Origin of the sequence: Rhodopseudomonas sp. AAP120 (assembly GCF_001295845.1) — a bacterium.
GTDB lineage: Bacteria > Pseudomonadota > Alphaproteobacteria > Rhizobiales > Xanthobacteraceae > Rhodopseudomonas.
Map to the genome: position 1 here is coordinate 31,898 of NZ_LJIC01000027.1, position 16,953 is coordinate 48,850.

Here is a 16,953-nt window from a genome sequence, read left to right on the forward strand (position 1 = left end):
GTCGCCCGCGTTTTTTATCTTTGCCGAGCGGGCCGGGGTGTTATCTTCGAATCACAGATTCGCGGCGGCACGATCCTGATAAGTCTCTGCACCAAAGATCACGGATTGCTGGCGCCGCATAAGCGGCATGATGTTTTTTGACGCGCGGGGTCCGGGGTCATGGGGTCGGACGGATTTGAGTCCAAAAAGCCAGGCGGCATGCCGGCAGTCGGCGTCGGACGGCCGGTGGCCGTCGAGTTCGCGCATCGCGACGGCGTCGGCAGTGCCTTCGCCGGGCTCGGTGACTCCGCCAGTCTGGTCGAGATCAGCGGCGTGATCAAATGGTTCGACGCCTCGAAGGGCTACGGCTTCATCGTCCCCGACAACGGCGCCGCAGATGTGCTGCTGCACGTCACGGTGCTGCGCCGCGACGGCTATCAGACCGCCTATGAGGGCGCCCGCATCGTCGTCGAATGCGTGCAGCGGGCCAAGGGCTATCAGGCGTTCCGTGTCGTCTCGATGGATGAATCCACCGCGATTCATCCGGCGCAGATGCTGCCGGCCCGCACCCATGTCAGCGTCACGCCGACCAGCGGGCTCGAGCGCGCGCAGGTGAAGTGGTTCAACCGGCTGCGCGGCTTCGGCTTCCTCACCTGCGGCGAGGGCACGCCCGACATCTTCGTGCATATGGAAACCCTGCGCCGCTACGGCATGACCGAGCTGCGGCCCGGTCAGTACGTGCTGGTCCGGTTCGGGCCGGGCTCCAAGGGCATGATGGCCGCCGAAATCCAGCCGGAACACGGCGCGCCGGGGCTGTCGTCGCACTGAGCGGCCGATCGACGGACTGATCACGCGAGCCCGTCTTGGCCGGGCTTGTCCCGCGTCCATGCCTTTTCATATCGACCGCTGCAAGACGTGGATGCCCGGCGTGAGGCCGGACATGACGCGCCAAGATGCTTGTGCCCGTTGTCCGCGGTCAGGCCGGCCGGATAGCCATCCCCAATTTGTGATCCGCTCCGCGCGATGATCGGCGGATCCAGCTCGCGGGCTCTGGCATTCCGCAGGGGGACCGGGCTAGGGTCGGCCGATCCTTTCCGCATGCGAACAGGCTGCCCGATGATTGGCTACGGACTTCGATGGACCCGCGCGTGGAGCGCGCTCGCCGCTGTGCTGATGTTGTGCGCCTTTGCGGCGGGCGAGGCGCGCGCGGCGAAGATGGAAACGCTGGAGATCGCCAGCCAGACCGGCGTGCACGTCTTCAGCGTCGAGATCGCGACCACGGAGAAGGAGCGCGAAACCGGCCTGATGTATCGCAAGGAGCTGCCCGACGGGCAGGGGATGCTGTTCGACTTCCGCCCCGAGCAGCAGGTCTCGATGTGGATGAAGAACACTTACGTCTCGCTCGACATGATCTTCATCCGCGCCGATGGCCGAATCCTGCGCATCGCCGAGAACACCGAGCCGATGTCGACCCGGATCATCGCGTCCGGGGGCCCGGTCGCCGGGGTGCTGGAAGTGGTCGCCGGCACCGCCAAGAAGCTCGGCATCGCCCCGGGCGACCGGGTCGGGCACCCGCTGTTCAAGGGGCGCTGAAGCGGCGGCTTGATGGGCTGGGCTGAAGCGTGTATCGACGGCTCATCGACACGGCCCGGGGTATAGCGCAGCCTGGTAGCGCGGCAGTTTTGGGTACTGCAGGTCGTTGGTTCGAATCCAGCTGCCCCGACCAGTGTTTGAGCCGCTCTACGGCAGCGCCGCGGGGCTGAGAGCCCGCTTCCGCTTTCGATCGTCAGCCTGGCCCGGCACCCGCCGAGGACGCCGTCTGCGCAGGGGGCACGGCTGCCCCATCCGCATCCGCTGCTGCGACGCTCGCTGCGGAGGCGGCCATGCCGGCCGGTTGGGCGACCGCAGCCTTGGCGGCCGCGGGCTTCAGCGGTTTGTCCTGCTTCTTCGACCAGGTGATGTAATAGGCGACCACCGTCATCAGCGCGATGCCGGAGACGCTGACGACGATCTGCGCCAGCAGCGAGCCCGAGCTCATCAGCAGCTCGAAATGCGCCACGAAGGACAGGAAGACGCCGACGCAGAACACCGCGAGCGACTGCTGGCCGCATTTGATCAGCGGATCGAACACCTTCCATTCCAACCCGGCCCAATCCTTCGGCACGAAGCGGATCACCAGCACGACCAGCACGGCGAAATGCAGGAACCGATAGGGCGCGAGGTTGGTCTTGTCGTTGGGATTGAAGGCGTCGAACAGCCAGGTCGGGAACAACTCGCCGAACGCCGGAAACCGGCCGGCCATCGTCATCACCAGCGCGAACAGCATGTAGGCGATGCAGAACCACAGCATGGCGTTGGAATTGATGATCGAGCGCGAGCGGGTGGTGCCGCCGAGCGCGCACCAGGCGCCGAACACGAACAGCAGCTGCCAGCAGAACGGGTTGAAGTACCAAGTGCCGGCCGGATAGGCGGGCAAATTCCAGCCGAAATGCCGCGCCGCAAAGTACAGCGTGAACGAGGCGATCATCACCGCATCGGGCCGGCGCAGCATCAGCCACAGCACCGGCGGAAACAGCCCCATCAGCACGATGTAGAGTGGCAGCACGTCGAGATTGACGGGCTTGAACTTCAGCAGGAGCCCTTGGCGCAGCGTCTCGATCGGGCTGTCGACCAGGCCCGCGACGTTGAACTCGTTGATGATGTCGGGATCGCTGAAGCGCTGCGCGACGAAGCCGATCGCCACGATGTAGATCACGAACAGCACGATGTGGGCGACATAGAGCTGCCAGACCCGCTTGGTCAGGCGCGTGCCGCCGACGATGAAGCCGCGCTCCAGCATCATCTTGGCGTAGACGAACGAGGCGGTGTAGCCGGAGATGAAGACGAACAGATCGGCGGCGTCGGAAAAGCCGTAGTTCCGGGTGGTGATCCAGTTCACCACGTTGTCAGGGATGTGATCCAGGTAGATCGCCCAGTTGGCGACCCCGCGAAACAGGTCCAGCCGCAGGTCGCGCCCTTTTCCGGGCAGAATGGCCTGAATTTGCATGAGGCGGTTCGTCCGTCTTTGTTCGGAAGCCTATGTGGTCCAGGACTGCTCGATTGTCACGACGCCGGGGACAGAATATACCCAATCAGGACTGGAAATCGCCAAGCAGGGCAACACGTGTGCGGGGCCTGACAACGGCCGCGCTCCGGGAACGTTACACGATGAGCCGCGCTTTCACCAAACCACCGCAATGCCGCAGCTGACAGGCCAGAACCTTCGATGACCGCACGGATTTTCAAGCCCGCCAAGAACGCCATGCAGTCCGGGACCGCGAAGACGCGGGAATGGCAGCTCGACTACGAGCCCGAAGTGCCCCGGCAGATCGAACCGCTGATGGGCTGGACCTCGTCCAGCGACATGCAGCAGCAGATCAGCCTGCATTTCCACACCCGCGAGGAGGCCATCGCCTATTGCGAGCGCGAGGGCATTCCCTACCAGGTGATCGAGCCGAAGCCGTCCGAGCGTCGCCGCGCCGCCTATGCGGATAATTTCGCGTTCCGCCGTCCGGAGCCGTGGACGCACTAAATCGGGGCGCCCACTCGCGTTCGTAGACTGGTGCTTCGGCGGCGATTCGCTGCCCGCAACCCAGCGCACACCACGTTTTTATCCGGCCGGGCAGATCATTCGCCCGGCCGTATGACTTCTCGGCACAAGCCCCACTTGCGGCGGTTTGCTAGCCTGCTCGCATCAGTCGGATCACGCGAGGTTAGGGTTGCGTCCCGCGCCTGCGCGGTGACACCATGCACCCAACGCTTCGCCCGAAGCGAACCAGAACTGCCGGAAACGCCATGTCCCTGCATTCCACGATCGATCCCGGCTCGGCCGATTTTGCGCGCAACAGCGACACCATGCGCGCGCTGGTGGCCGAACTGAAGGACAAGCTCGCTGCCGTCGCCGGCGGCGGTGGCGAGGCGGCCCGCGCCAAGCACACCGCGCGCGGCAAGCTGCTCGCGCGCGACCGCGTCGACCTGCTGCTCGATCCCGGCACCGCGTTTCTCGAATTGTCGCCCCTCGCGGCCAACGGGCTCTATGGCGGCGACGTGCATTCGGCCTCGATCGTCACCGGTGTCGGCCGCGTCGCCGGTCGGGATTGCATGATCGTCGCCAACGACGCCACCGTGAAGGGCGGCACCTATTATCCGCTGACGGTGAAGAAGCATCTGCGCGCGCAGGACATCGCGCGGCAGAACAATCTGCCGTGCATCTACATGGTCGATTCCGGCGGCGCCTTCCTGCCGCAGCAGGACGAGGTGTTTCCGGACGAACGGCATTTCGGCCGGATCTTCTTCAACCAGGCCAACATGTCGGCGCAGGGCATCCCGCAGATCGCGGTGGTGATGGGCTCGTGCACCGCCGGGGGCGCCTATGTGCCGGCGATGTCGGACGAGAGCATCATCGTGCGCAATCAGGGCACCATCTTCCTCGGCGGCCCGCCGCTGGTGAAGGCCGCGACTGGCGAGGTGGTGTCGGCGGAAGAACTCGGCGGCGCCGACGTGCATTCGCGGCAGTCCGGCGTGACCGATCACTACGCGCAGAACGACGCCCACGCGATCGGCATCGCGCGAAAAATCGTCGGCACGCTGAAGCCGCCGCAGCGGCCGGTGCTCAACATGCGTGAGCCGCGCGAGCCGCTGTATCCGGCCGAGCAGCTCTACGGCATTGTGCCGGCCGAGAGCCGCAAGCCGTTCGACGTGCGCGATATCATCGCACGGGTTGTCGACGGCTCGGAGTTCGACGAGTTCAAGAAACTGTACGGCACCACTTTGGTTTGCGGCTTCGCCCATATCTGGGGCTTCCCGGTCGGCATCATCGCCAACAACGGCATCCTGTTTAGCGAAAGCTCGCTGAAGGGCGCGCATTTCATCGAGCTGTGCTGCCAGCGCGGCATTCCGCTGGTGTTCTTGCAGAACATCACCGGCTTCATGGTCGGCAAGAAGTACGAGGCCGGCGGCATCGCCCGCGACGGTGCCAAGCTGGTCACCGCGGTCGCGACCGCCAATGTGCCGAAATTCACCGTGGTAATCGGCGGCTCCTACGGCGCCGGCAATTACGGCATGTGCGGCAGGGCGTACTCGCCGCGCTTCCTGTGGATGTGGCCGAACGCCCGCATTTCGGTCATGGGCGGCGAGCAGGCCGCGATGGTGCTGAGCCAGCTTCGTCGCGACAACATCGAGGCGAAGGGCGGCTCGTGGAGCACGGAGGAGGAGGAGGAATTCCGCTCGCCGATCCGTGCGCAATACGAAACGCAGGGCAGCCCGTACTACGCGACAGCGCGGCTGTGGGACGACGGCGTGATCGACCCCGCCGACACGCGGCTGGTGCTCGGCCTTGGACTGTCCGCATCGAGCAATGCGCCGATCGAGCCGACGAAGTTCGGCCTGTTCCGGATGTGATGAGCAGGACCTGATGATGACCAAACCAGCCCTGTATCGCCGCTTCCGCACGCTCTTGATCGCCAACCGCGGCGAGATCGCCTGCCGCGTCATCCGCACCGCCCGCGCCATGGGCCTGCGCACCGTCGCGGTGTATTCCGAAGCCGACGGCGGCGCGCAGCATGTCAGCGAGGCCGACGACGCCGTGCTGCTCGGCGCGGCGAAGGCGGCCGACAGTTACTTGAACATCGCGCGGATCATCGAGGCGGCGAAGCAAACCGGCGCCGAGGCGGTGCATCCGGGCTACGGCTTCCTGTCGGAGAGCGCCGAGTTCGCCCAGGCTTGCGCCGACGCCGGGCTGGTGTTCGTCGGCCCGACGCCGGACATGATCACCGCGATGGGCTCGAAATCGGGCTCCAAGGCGCTGATGGAGAAGGCCGGCGTGCCGCTGGTGCCGGGCTATCACGGCGCCGCGCAGGACGATGCGACGCTGGCAGGGGCCGCCGACAAGATCGGCTTCCCGGTGCTGGTCAAGGCTTCGGCCGGCGGCGGCGGCCGCGGCATGCGGGTGGTGCGCAAGGCGGAGGAGTTGTCAGACGCGATCGCCAGCGCCAAGCGCGAGGCCAAGGCGGCGTTCGGCGACGATACGCTGCTGATCGAGAAATACGTCGACAATCCCCGTCACATCGAGGTGCAGATCGTCGGCGACAGCCACGGCAATCTGGTGTCGCTGTTCGAGCGCGAATGCACGCTGCAGCGCCGCCACCAGAAGGTGATCGAAGAGGCGCCGTCGCCGACGCTCGACGCCGCCGGGCGCGAGAAGGTCTGCGAAGCAGCGCGACGTGCGGCCGGCGCAGTGAACTACGTCGGCGCCGGCACCATCGAGTTCGTCTCGGACGGCAAGGACGTGTTCTTCATCGAGATGAACACCCGCCTGCAGGTCGAGCATCCGGTCACCGAATTGATCTCGGGCGTCGATCTGGTCGAATGGCAGCTGCGCGTCGCGTTCGGCGAGGAGCTGCCGCTCAGGCAGGATCAGCTGAAGCTCAACGGCCACGCTATCGAGGCGCGGGTTTATGCCGAGATCCCGGCCAAGAACTTCATGCCGTCGGTCGGCAGGATCACGACGTGGCGCACACCCGCCGAGGTCGATGGTCTGCGCATCGATGCCGGCTATCGCAGCGGTGACAGCGTGTCGCCGTACTACGACGCGATGCTTGCCAAGGTGATTGCTTGGGCGCCGACCCGCGCCGCTGCGATCGATCGGCTCGACCGCGGCCTCAACGAGACCGACGTCCGCGGCGTCACCACCAACATCCCGTTTTTGTCGGCGTTGGTGACGCATCCGGACGTGCGCGCCAACGCCATCGACACCGGCTTCATCGAGCGGCATCTGGCGACGCTGACGGCGACCGCGGAATCGCTCGGCGATCTCGAACTCGCCGCTGCAGTGGCGGCGATCCTGCGCAGCGAGGATGAAGCTGCAAAGGCCGACGCAGCGTCGCCGTGGCGCGCGTCGGGCTGGATGCCGGTCGGCCGGCGCAAGCGCAGCTTCCTGTTCCGGCGCGGGCAGGGCCATGAGCACACAGATCATCAGGTGCTGCTCAGCTATGGCGGTGGCGGCTCGACGCTGACGATCGATGGTCGCGAGCTTGCGTTCGGATCGTCGGCGAACGGCGACGGCATCGATCTGCTGCTGGACGGCGTGCGTTCGCGCATTGCGGCGGTGGTGGATGGACACGAACTCTATGTCCGCACGCGCAACGGCCGCTTCGACCTGCATCTGGTCGATCCGTTCTGTGGCGAGAGCGAGGAGGCGGTCGGCGAAGACAAAATCGTCGCGCCGCTGCCCGGCACGGTTGTCGCGCTGCTTGCCGAGGAAGGCGCGAAGCTCGAAAAGGGCGCGGCGATCCTCACGCTCGAAGTGATGAAGATGGAGCAGACCCTGCGTGCGCCGTTCGCCGGCACACTCAAGGCGCTGAAATGCAAGGTCGGCGACATCGTCGCCGAGGGCGCGGAGCTCGCCGAGCTCGAGGCCGACGCCGAGTCGTAATTCTGCGTCATGGCCGGGCTCGTCCCGGTCATCCACGTCTTCGGGCGTCGATCCGCTGTAAGGCGTGGATGCCCGGCACAAGGCCGGGCATGACGATGTACTTGTGGGAGTAGTCATGACCGACACCATCCGCATCGTCGAAGTCGGCCCGCGCGACGGGTTGCAGAACGAGAAGACGCCGGTCAGCGTGGCGGATCGTGTCGCCTTTGTTGAACGGCTGGTTGCGGCGGGGCTGTCCACTGTCGAGGTCGGCGCCTTCGTGTCGCCGAAGGCAGTGCCGCAGATGCAAGGCTCCGACGAGGTGCTGCGCGCGTCGCTGAAGCTTCCCGGCGAGTTTCACGTGCTGGTGCCGAACGAGAAGGGCTACGAGGCCGCGCGCGCCGCCGGTGCGCAGGTGATCGCGGTGTTCGCCTCGGCGTCCGAAGGTTTCTCTCGTGCCAACATCAATTGCAGCGTCGCGGAATCAATCGAGCGCTTCAAGCCGGTGATCGCCCGCGCCAAGGCGGACGGCGTCAAGGTGCGCGGCTACGTGTCCTGCGTGCTTGGCTGCCCGTTCGATGGCGACGTCCCGGTGCAGGCGGTGGTCGATGTCACGACGACGTTGCGCGATCTCGGCTGCTACGAGGTCTCGCTCGGCGATACCATCGGGGTCGGCACGCCGAAGAAAGTGCGCGAATTGCTGCACGCCTGCGCCGACGCGGTGCCGATGGCGTCGTTGGCGATGCATTTCCACGACACCTACGGCCAGGCGCTCGCCAATCTCTACGCCGGCCTGGAAGAAGGCGCCCACGTCATCGACAGCGCCGCCGGCGGCCTCGGCGGCTGCCCGTATGCACCGGGCGCCACCGGCAACGTCGCGACCGAGGACGTGGTGTACATGCTGGAAGGCATGGGGGTGTCGATGGGGGTCGATATGGACAAGCTGATCGCAGCAACTAACGGCATTGCGTCACTACTTGGACGACCGCCGGTCAGCCGCGTGGTGAATGCGCTGAACGCGAAGAAGAAGCGGGCGAGTTAGTTCGGCGCTTGTAGGGTGGGCGAAGCGTGCTTACCCTACAATCTCCGTGTCCCGCACGCGGTGCAGCGCGTAGCGCTGCTCCGCAGATGCGGGACCCCGGTTAGCGCTAGCGAAGGAACCGGGGCCCCGGATCTGCGCGGCGGCACTGCGTGCCGCAGCTTGTCCGGGGCACGATGTGCGGCAGCTTGTCTGGGCACACCTTCATCTCACACTCTCCGGCCCCATCACCAGATCCGGCAACCCGGTCGAAATCCCCGGGAAGAAGCATAGCAGCAGCACCGCCAGCATCATCAGCAGCACGAAGGGCAGGGTGCCCCAGATCACGTCGCTGAGCGGGATGTCGGGGGCGACGTTGCGGATGACGAAGATGTTGAGGCCGACCGGTGGATGGATCAGGCCCATCTCCATCACGACGGTCATCACAACGCCGAACCAGATGATGTCGAATTCGGCGGCGCGCAGCGGCGGCAGGATGATCGGCGCGGTCATCAGGATGATCGAGACCGGCGGCAGGAAGAAGCCGAGCATCACCACCAGCAGCAGGATCGCGGCCAAGAGTTCCCATCGCGGCAGGTTCATCGCCACGATGGCTTCGGCGGCGGATTGCGAGATGTGCAGATAGCTCATCACGTAGGAGTACAACAGCGACATGCCGATGATCATCATCAGCATGGTCGACTCGCGCACCGTCGAGGTCATGATCGGGGCGAGGTCGCTCGGCCGCCACACGCCGTAGATCAGCGCGATCAGCAGCAGCGCCAGCAGGCCGCCGAGACCGGCGGTTTCCGACGGCGTGGCGTAGCCGCCATACAGCGCGATCATCACGCCGGTGAGCAGGATGATGAACGGCAGCACCCGCGGCAGCGCGCCGAAGCGCTGCGCCATGGTGAACTTCTCGTCGGTGAGGATGGGCGAGTTGGTCCCGCTCTGCTCGTAGGCGCGCTTGGCTGTCGCGTATTCCTTGCGGAAGCGGATCACCGCATAGATGCCGAACAGCGTCACCAGCAACAGGCCGGGGCCGATGCCGGCGAGGAACAGCCGGCCGAGCGATTTCTCCGCCGCCACCGCGAACAGGATCATGGTGATCGACGGCGGCAGCAGGATGCCGAGCGTGCCGCCGGCTGCGATGATGCCGGCCGCGAAGCCGCCGGAGTAACCGCGCTTGCGCATCTCCGGAATGCCGGCCGATCCGATCGCCGAACAGGTCGCGGGCGACGAGCCGGCCATCGCGGCGAACAGCGCGCAGGCGAACACGTTGGCGACGCCGAGGCCGCCGGGCACCTTGTGCAGCCAGGCGTGCAAAGCGGAGTACAGATCCTGGCCGGCGCGGGACTTGCCGATCGCCGCGCCCTTGAGGATGAACAGCGGGATCGACAGCAATGTGATCGACGCCATCTCCTCGTAGACGTTCTGCGTCACCGTATCGAGCGACGCCGACGGCATGAAGATCGCCATGAACACCAGCGCGACGGCGCCGAGCGCGAACGCGATCGGCATGCCGGAGAACATCGCGACCAGAGTCGCGATGCCGTAGCTGATCCCAATGCCGAGAACTGTCACGAGCGAATCCAATGCTTGAGCGCTTGGGCGATCTGCAGCGCAATCTGCACGCACAGCAGCGTCATGCCGGCCGCCATCAACCCGTAAGGGATGGCGAGCGGCGGTGACCAGATCGAGTTCGACACCTGACCGTCGACGTAAGCCTCGTGCGTCAGCGTCCAGGACTTCCAGGCGAAGAACGCGCAGAACGCTAGGCTGGCGATGTCGACCAGCAGCAGCCGGATGCGATTGACGAGCGGCGACAGCAGCCCGGTGAACGCCTCGATGCCGATATGGCCGCGCTGGCTCTGCACGAACGCGGCGGTGAGGAAGGTGGCGCCGACCAGCAGGAACACCGCGGCTTCGTCCTGCCAGTAGGTGGCGCTGTGGAACAGGCTGCGCACCACGACGCTGTAACTGAGGATGCCGCAGGCGGCGATCAGCGCCAGCGCGGCGGCCAGCAGGATGGCGCGGTTGACCCACGCCAGCGCGTGGCCGAGCACGCCGCCCGTCTCACGATGGGCGGCGCTGGTCGGGTCGGCCTGACCCGCGGCAGGACCATGCATCATGCGGCGTCGGTGGCGAGCTTGAGCAGGTTGGCGCAGTTCGCGCTCTTCTTGGCGTAGTCCGGCCACGCGGTGTCGCGGGCGATCGCGCGCCATTTCTCGACCGTGGCGATGTCGAGTTTCTGCACCTTGGCGCCGGCCTTCTCGTAGACCTTGGCGACCTCGATATCGTCGTCCTGCGCGCCCTTGCGGCCGAATGCTTCGAGCTCGGTACCGACGCTGAGGATGATGTCCTGGTGGGTCTTCGGCAGCTTGTCGAAGATCGCCTTCGACATCATCAGCGGCTCGAGCATGAACCAGTAGGACGCGTCGGCGCCCGACGTCAGATGCTTGGCGACTTCTTCGAGCCGGAACGAGATCAGGCTGGTCGAGGAAGTGATGCCGGCATCGCAGGCGCCGGTCTGCATCGCCGCGTAGATCTCGTTCGACGGCACCGACAGCACCGCGGCGCCGGCCTGCTGCAGCACCATGTCCATCTCGCGCGAGCCGCCGCGCACCTTCAGCCCCTTGGCGTCTTCCGGCGCCAGCATCGGCTTGTTGCGGCTGGCGACGCCGCCGGCCTGCCAGACCCAGGTGATCAGCATGATGCCCTTGTCGGCGAGGAAGTCGGTCAGCGCCTTGCCGATCGGCTTGGTCTTCCAGGCGAGGCCCTGATCGTAGGTTTCGACCAGGCCAGGCATCAGGCCGATATTGGTCTCCGGTACTTCACCGCCCGCATAGGGCATCGGATACAGCGACAGATCCAGCGCGCCTTTGCGCATCGCGGAGAACTGCGCGTTGGTCTTGATCAGCGACGAGCCGGGATAGACTTCGCCGACGAGATCGCCGCCGGAGCGCTTGCTGATCTCGGCGGCGAACATCCGGCACAGCCGGTCGCGGAAGTCGCCTTTGTCGATGGTGCCGCCGGGGAACTGATGCGAGATCTTCAGCGTCGTGGCGGCATGGGCGGTTCCGGTTCCGAGCCGCAGAATCGCGGGCGCGGCCAGCATGGTCGCGACGACATGGCGACGTGAGATCATCATTTCACTCCCGGGAATTTGTTTGTTGGTTGTGATGGCTACCGCTTGCGTCGGCGGGTGGTCAAGCCGGCGCGTGATCAGCAGGCCGATTTGCGGCGACTATTCTGCGACGCAGTGCAACGCAGCTTGAGATGCTGCGCCGCACGCTTGGTGATTACTTGAGCGCGGCACCTGGCGAGACATGAAAGGTACGGTCTCGCGCCGAGAGCTTCACGAACGCCGCCGGCAGCGTCAGCGAGCGATCGGGTTCCCTCGGAGCTCACTCCCTAGGCGATAGTATTTGCGGGACGAATCGTGTTCGTCGGTAGATGGGTGCGGTTTAGGGGACTGTGGATGATAAGGATTGCGGCCGGGTGGGCGAGCGTGTGCGTGGTCGTCGGGTGTGCGGGCGCGGCCCAAGCAGCGGATGTGCCGGGGGGCAGGGCTTCCCTCGTCAAGGCACCGGGTGTTGCGGCCGCGGCGGATTGGAGCGGCTTCTATGTTGGTACGCATGTCGGCGCCGCGGCCTCGGACAACGCCTGGAACGGCGCTTCGGGGCCGGTGCTGGCGCTCCCGCCGCAGCCGCTCCCATTCTACGGCCACGGCGTCAGCGGCAATGTGATCTCGGGATTTCAGGCCGGTTATAATTTTCAGGCGGGACGTTTCGTCTATGGCGTGGAAGCCGACGCGAGCTTCGGCAACATCGGCGGCGTGGCCGGGTGCCTCGGCGGAACGTTCGCCTGCACCAGCCGGATGGACGATCTTTGGACCGTCGCAGCCCGGTTCGGGTTCGCGGCCAGCGATGTTCTGCTTTATGCCAAGGCGGGTGCCGCCTGGACGGACGTCAAACGCCGGATGGCGAGCGGCGCAACCGCCAACGTTCTGGACGGCTCCGAGACCCGCGCCGGATGGCTGGTCGGCCTCGGCGCCGAGTACGCTTTCCTGCCGGGCCTGTCCGCCAAGATCGAATACAACTACGCCGATTTCGGCAGTCGCTCGCTGGCGATGACGGACCAGTTCGGCGCGACGTCCGATGTGACGGTCGGCCAGACCGCGCACCTGGTCAAACTCGGTTTGAACTATCGCCTCGGGGCGGCGTCGATCAGCGCGGCGCCGGCTCCCGGCGTGCCGTTGCCGCAATGGAGCTGGACCGGCATCTATATCGGCGCGCAGGCCGGCGGCGGCTTCGGCCGCAATCAATGGGAGTCCGCCAACGGCGCGCTGCTGGCGATCTCGTCGTCGGGCGGCTTCCCCGGCAGTGGCGACATTTCGGGGCTGTTCGGCGGCGGACAGATCGGCGCCAATCTGCAGGTCGGGCGCTGGGTCGTCGGCGTCGAGGCGTCGGCGGCTGCGGCGGATATCGGCGGCTACGCGAAATGTGCCACGGATGTCGCCGTCGGCAGCAACTTCGTCTGCCACAATGCCATCACCTCGCTGGGCACTGTCGCCGGACGCTTCGGGCAGAGCTGGGGCAATCTGCTGATCTACGGCAAGGCCGGCGCCGCCTGGGCCACCGGCAACAGCGAGGCGCAACAGTCCGGTTTTGCCAGCCGTTTCACCGAGAGCGGGACGCGCTGGGGCTGGATGACCGGCACCGGTCTCGAATACGCGCTGAGCCAGAACCTCTCGGCCTTCGTCGAATACAACCACGTCGATTTCGGCACGCGCGACACCCGCTACGCCGATCAGTTCGGCAACGCCTCGGTGGTCGGCTTCAACCAGAAACTGGATCTGGTGAAGGCCGGCATCAACTACCGGCTTGGTTGGGGCGCGCTAATGCTGGAAGCGGGCGCGGCCACGCCGCTATTCGTCAAGGCGCCAACGCTGCCGCTCGGCTGGTCTGTCGAAGCCGGCACGCGCTATTGGGGCAGTTCCGGGCGGATGCAGAAGGATCTGAACGACAACGCCTCGCCGAGCCGGCTCAACTCGCGCCTGATCTATGCCAATCAGACCGGCCACGCGCTAGAGTCGTTCGTCCGTTTCGATCACACCTCGGGTGTTTTCGCCAAGGCCAATCTCGGCCTCGGCCATCTCGTCGGCGGCCAGCTCAACGACGAAGACTTCCCGAACCAGGTGACCTATTCGAATACGATTTCGGACATGCGGAACAGCCGGCTCGCCTTCGGTAGCGCCGATGTCGGCTACAATATCATCAACGATGGCGGCCGCAAGCTCGGTGGCTTCGTCGGTTATCGTTCGCTGTACCAGACCGGCAACGGTTTCGGCTGCCTGCAGATCGCCACCGACATCACGTGCAACGTGACGGTCCCCACGCAGTTTCTTGGTCTCAGCGAAACCGAATCCTGGCGGGGCGTCGCGCTCGGTCTCAACGTCCGCGCACCATTGAGCGAACGGCTGCGGCTGGAGGTCGATGCAGCCTATCTGCCCTACGTCAATCGGGCCGGCTTCGATAATCACTGGTTCCGGGCCGACATCAATCCGCAGTCGGAGACCGGCCACGGTTGGGGGACGCAGTTCGAAGCCATCCTGTCCTATGCCGTCACCGATCGTTTCAGCGTCGGCGTTGGTGGCCGCTATTGGTACTTCGCGACCAGCAGTGCCAGTACGATTTTCCCGGGCGAGACGGCCGTCGCGCCGATGCAGTTCTATTCCGAGCGCTACGGCGGTTTCGTGCAGACCTCGTACAAGTTCGGCGATGTCGATACGGCCGAAGCTGCGGCGCGCGGCATCGCCAAGGCGCCGCCGCAGACGGCGCCGGTGAATTGGACCGGCCTTTATGTCGGCGCCAGCGTCGGCTCGGGCTGGGGCCTTACCACCTATGCCGATCCGTTTCCGACCGCGCCGACGGGCGACCGCGTCGACCTGGGCGGTGCATTGCTCGGCGGCCAGATCGGGGCGAACTATCAGGTTGGTCATCTGGTCACAGGCGCCGAAGCGTCGGTGAACTGGGCGAACATTCGCGGCACCAATACGTGCTTCGGCGTGTATCCGGATCCGGTGACGGCCGGCTTCAACTGCGGCAGCAGGATCGATGCGATCGGCGCCTTCACGGCTCGCGGCGGCTACGCGTTCGATCGCACACTGCTCTACGTCAAGGGCGGCGCGGCGTGGGACCGGCAGCAGGATCAGTTCAACGCCATCGGCGTCGGCGGCACGATCCTCACTGACACCAGAACCAATTGGGGCTGGACGATCGGCGGCGGTCTCGAATACGCGCTGGCGCCGGCGTGGTCGATGGCGCTCGAATACAAGTACTTCGACTTCGGCGCGTCGTCGGTGTTCAGCACCTCGGCTCCGCCCGCATTGGCCGGCGTCAATCTGGCGCCGCAAAGCAACCGGCTGCAGACCGTGTCGCTCGGCGTCAATTACAAGCTGGGCGACTGGATGTCGGCGTTCCGCGACTAGGCCGGGCAGGCGAGTGCGGACGGGCCGCGCCGGTCCGTCCGCCGGTTGAGCCGCGTCGGGGGGCGCGCGGAACGGCGCGTCCGGCGCGGTTGTGGCCTTGCCGCCGAACCGCTACAACCGGGCCTCACCCGCGACGACGTCGATCTTCCCGAAGGACAATCCGATGCGTTTCGCTTTCCCCGCCGGCGCTCCGCTGGCTCTCGCCGTCGTCGCCGCCGTGTCGGTCGCCGTGGCCATTTTGCCGAGTACACCCGCCATGTCCGAACCCGCCAACATCGTCACCACGCCGTCGGGCCTCAAGGTCGAGGACACCAAGGTTGGCACCGGCGCCTCGCCGACGCGCGGCCAGATCTGCGTGATGCACTACACCGGTTGGCTGTATCAAAACGGAGCCAAGGGCGCGAAGTTCGACTCGTCGGTCGATCGCAACGAGCCGTTCGAATTTCCGATCGGCATGGGCCGCGTCATCAAGGGCTGGGACGAGGGCGTCGCCAGCATGAAGGTCGGCGGCAAGCGCACGCTGATCATTCCGCCGGAACTCGGCTACGGCGCGCGCGGCGCCGGCGGCGTCATCCCGCCGAACGCGACGCTGATCTTCGAGGTCGAGCTGCTCGGCGTGAAGGGCTGCCGTCCGGCCAAATCAGGGGTGCCCGCAATACACCAGGATGCTGCTGGCGGTGGTGCCGCAGGTGGCGGTGAGGGCGCCTTTCTCGACGCGCAGCGTGTCGGCGAAGCGGCCCTTGGTGCCGCTGACGCAGACCGCCGACAGCAGCGTGTCGCCGGCCTCGCAGGTCACCGGGCAGCCGTCGGAGGCGCAGCTCGTCGAGGTGAGAGTCTTGACCGGACTGACGGCGATCTGGGCCACCACGCCTTCGGATGGATCGCTGGTGACCGTCTCCTCGTGCTTCGAGTTCTTGGCGGCGAAAATGATCACGGCGGCGGCGACGAGCGCCACGGCCAGGGTCGGAATTTTCATGGGCAACCTCATTCCTCGAAACGGCGCTATGCCGGGAACCAAATCAGCATAGTCCGGGGTGGAAGAATTGGAAGTGATCGCTATCAAACGCGCCGGATCGGAATGACTGAACTACCAAGTGGTACTATCGTCCGAAGTGCGTACGATTGGCATCTGGACTTGCGGGCCAGCGTCATGGTGTTGGTGGATCGCTTCGTGTTGAATGCCTGCGAGTCCGATGTTGCAAGATGAATAGTCAGCCCGATACCTCTGAACTAACGCCGCCGCATCATCTGTCGATGGATCGCATCGCGCATGTGACGCTGCGCGCCGGGGCGATTTTGGCGCAGAGCGGGGCGTCGGTGCGCGTGGTGCATGAGGGCGCGCAGATGATCGCGCGCGGCCTCGGCGTCGAGGTGATGGGAATGCGCTCGGGTTACGCCTCGTTCGAGATCACGCTGGAGCGTGGCCACACCACCATCACCCGCATGATGCAGATCGGACCGCACGGCGTGAACCACCGGCTCGACTTCGCCGTGCGCGATCTCGTGGTGCGCGCGGCGCGCGGCGGCATGACGCCGGAGGAGATCGAGAGCGAGCTCGACCGGCTGCTGCGCGACACGCCGAAGCATCCATGGTGGCTGGTGGCAATCGCCACCGGCGCGGCTTGCGCGGCATTCGGCCGGTTGCTCGGCGCCGATTGGCTGTCGTTCGGGCCGATGCTGGCGGCGGCGAGCATCGGGCAGGCGCTGCGGCACTGGCTGCTCGGCCGCCGCACCAACGTGTTCGTCACCGCCGCGATCATCGGCTGCGTCGCCGCCACGCTCGGCGGGCTCGGCGCCCGGCTTGCCGGCAGCGGCACCATGCAGCTCGCGATGATGGCCTCGATCCTGCTGCTGGTGCCCGGCGTGCCCTCGACCAACGCACAGACCGACGTGCTGGACGGCTATCCGACCATGGGCAGCGCGCGGGCGGTGTGGGTGATCATGATCATGGTGTTCGCGGTGACCGGCCTGTGGCTCGCCGAATTCGTGTTGAGGATTCCGACGTGACCCAGG

The 16,953-nt window shown here is 66.0% G+C and carries 12 protein-coding genes, 1 tRNA gene and 1 pseudogene; 10 read left to right on the forward strand and 4 right to left on the reverse strand.

Annotation, left to right across the window (positions count from 1 at the left end; genetic code table 11):
- The first annotated feature begins 159 nt into the window (after positions 1–159).
- The 3 genes from IP86_RS05900 to IP86_RS05910 all read left to right on the forward strand — a co-directional run bounded on the left by IP86_RS05900 (position 160) and on the right by IP86_RS05910 (position 1,705).
- Positions 160–807, forward strand: coding sequence for a cold-shock protein (locus IP86_RS05900; RefSeq protein ID WP_054161588.1), 648 nt, complete (start codon positions 160–162; stop codon positions 805–807).
- A gap of 288 nt (positions 808–1,095) precedes the next feature.
- Positions 1,096–1,572 carry a DUF192 domain-containing protein gene (locus tag IP86_RS05905; protein WP_054161589.1) on the forward strand — a complete coding sequence of 159 codons (477 nt, stop codon included), beginning with the start codon at positions 1,096–1,098 and terminating at the stop codon, positions 1,570–1,572.
- Between the two features lie 56 nt (positions 1,573–1,628).
- Positions 1,629–1,705, forward strand: a tRNA-Pro gene (locus IP86_RS05910).
- A 60-nt stretch (positions 1,706–1,765) separates the two neighbouring features.
- Here IP86_RS05910 and IP86_RS05915 read toward each other — a convergent pair.
- Positions 1,766–3,025, reverse strand: a complete 1,260-nt coding sequence (locus IP86_RS05915; protein ID WP_054161590.1) for an OpgC domain-containing protein — start codon at positions 3,023–3,025, stop codon at positions 1,766–1,768.
- A gap of 219 nt (positions 3,026–3,244) precedes the next feature.
- Between IP86_RS05915 and IP86_RS05920 the strand changes: the two genes are divergently transcribed.
- The 4 genes from IP86_RS05920 (at position 3,245) to IP86_RS05935 (ending at position 8,471) form a co-directional block, all read left to right on the forward strand.
- Entirely contained in the window at positions 3,245–3,550 is a 306-nt protein-coding gene (locus tag IP86_RS05920) for an ETC complex I subunit (protein WP_054161591.1), read from the forward strand.
- 263 nt (positions 3,551–3,813) lie between these two features.
- Positions 3,814–5,418: a carboxyl transferase domain-containing protein gene (locus tag IP86_RS05925; RefSeq protein ID WP_054161592.1), complete on the forward strand. Its 1,605-nt coding sequence runs from the start codon at positions 3,814–3,816 to the stop codon at positions 5,416–5,418.
- A gap of 16 nt (positions 5,419–5,434) precedes the next feature.
- A complete protein-coding gene (locus IP86_RS05930; RefSeq protein ID WP_197279648.1) occupies positions 5,435–7,450 on the forward strand; it encodes an acetyl/propionyl/methylcrotonyl-CoA carboxylase subunit alpha in 2,016 nt (671 codons plus the stop codon).
- A gap of 115 nt (positions 7,451–7,565) precedes the next feature.
- Entirely contained in the window at positions 7,566–8,471 is a 906-nt protein-coding gene (locus IP86_RS05935; protein WP_054161594.1) for a hydroxymethylglutaryl-CoA lyase, read from the forward strand.
- Between the two features lie 201 nt (positions 8,472–8,672).
- Here IP86_RS05935 and IP86_RS05940 read toward each other — a convergent pair whose 3' ends face one another.
- From IP86_RS05940 to dctP, 3 genes are read right to left on the reverse strand one after another with little or no spacing between them, the layout of a single operon-like run.
- A complete protein-coding gene (locus tag IP86_RS05940; protein WP_054161632.1) occupies positions 8,673–10,031 on the reverse strand; it encodes a TRAP transporter large permease in 1,359 nt (452 codons plus the stop codon).
- Positions 10,028–10,579: a TRAP transporter small permease gene (locus IP86_RS05945; RefSeq protein ID WP_054161595.1), complete on the reverse strand. Its 552-nt coding sequence runs from the start codon at positions 10,577–10,579 to the stop codon at positions 10,028–10,030. Before IP86_RS05945 ends, IP86_RS05940 begins: the two co-directional genes overlap by 4 nt.
- Positions 10,576–11,595, reverse strand: a complete 1,020-nt coding sequence (gene dctP / locus IP86_RS05950; protein ID WP_054161633.1) for a TRAP transporter substrate-binding protein DctP — start codon at positions 11,593–11,595, stop codon at positions 10,576–10,578. The genes IP86_RS05945 and dctP overlap by 4 nt, the downstream gene beginning before the upstream one ends.
- Before the next feature lie 408 nt (positions 11,596–12,003).
- Between dctP and IP86_RS05955 the strand changes: the two genes are divergently transcribed.
- The 3 genes and pseudogenes from IP86_RS05955 to IP86_RS05970 all read left to right on the forward strand — a co-directional run bounded on the left by IP86_RS05955 (position 12,004) and on the right by IP86_RS05970 (position 16,947).
- Positions 12,004–14,940 (forward strand): outer membrane protein, encoded by a 2,937-nt coding sequence (locus tag IP86_RS05955; protein ID WP_245290545.1) that lies wholly within the window; start codon positions 12,004–12,006, stop codon positions 14,938–14,940.
- 163 nt (positions 14,941–15,103) lie between these two features.
- Positions 15,104–15,562 (forward strand): annotated as a pseudogene (locus IP86_RS27975) (FKBP-type peptidyl-prolyl cis-trans isomerase); the annotation flags it as partial.
- A 581-nt stretch (positions 15,563–16,143) separates the two neighbouring features.
- Positions 16,144–16,947 carry a threonine/serine exporter family protein gene (locus IP86_RS05970; RefSeq protein ID WP_054161599.1) on the forward strand — a complete coding sequence of 268 codons (804 nt, stop codon included), beginning with the start codon at positions 16,144–16,146 and terminating at the stop codon, positions 16,945–16,947.
- Positions 16,948–16,953: the final 6 nt, after the last annotated feature.

Excerpts from the sequence above, each read along its gene's own strand:
- IP86_RS05900 (WP_054161588.1), top strand. The coding sequence starts at position 160 with ATGGGGTCGGACGGATTTGAGTCCAAAAAGCCAGGCGGCATGCCGGCA.
- IP86_RS05905 (WP_054161589.1), top strand. The coding sequence starts at position 1,096 with ATGATTGGCTACGGACTTCGATGGACCCGCGCGTGGAGCGCGCTCGCC.
- IP86_RS05915 (WP_054161590.1), bottom strand. The coding sequence starts at position 3,025 with ATGCAAATTCAGGCCATTCTGCCCGGAAAAGGGCGCGACCTGCGGCTG.
- IP86_RS05920 (WP_054161591.1), top strand. The coding sequence starts at position 3,245 with ATGACCGCACGGATTTTCAAGCCCGCCAAGAACGCCATGCAGTCCGGG.
- IP86_RS05925 (WP_054161592.1), top strand. The coding sequence starts at position 3,814 with ATGTCCCTGCATTCCACGATCGATCCCGGCTCGGCCGATTTTGCGCGC.
- IP86_RS05930 (WP_197279648.1), top strand. The coding sequence starts at position 5,435 with ATGACCAAACCAGCCCTGTATCGCCGCTTCCGCACGCTCTTGATCGCC.
- IP86_RS05935 (WP_054161594.1), top strand. The coding sequence starts at position 7,566 with ATGACCGACACCATCCGCATCGTCGAAGTCGGCCCGCGCGACGGGTTG.
- IP86_RS05945 (WP_054161595.1), bottom strand. The coding sequence starts at position 10,579 with ATGATGCATGGTCCTGCCGCGGGTCAGGCCGACCCGACCAGCGCCGCC.
- dctP (WP_054161633.1), bottom strand. The coding sequence starts at position 11,595 with ATGATCTCACGTCGCCATGTCGTCGCGACCATGCTGGCCGCGCCCGCG.
- IP86_RS05970 (WP_054161599.1), top strand. The coding sequence starts at position 16,144 with ATGAATAGTCAGCCCGATACCTCTGAACTAACGCCGCCGCATCATCTG.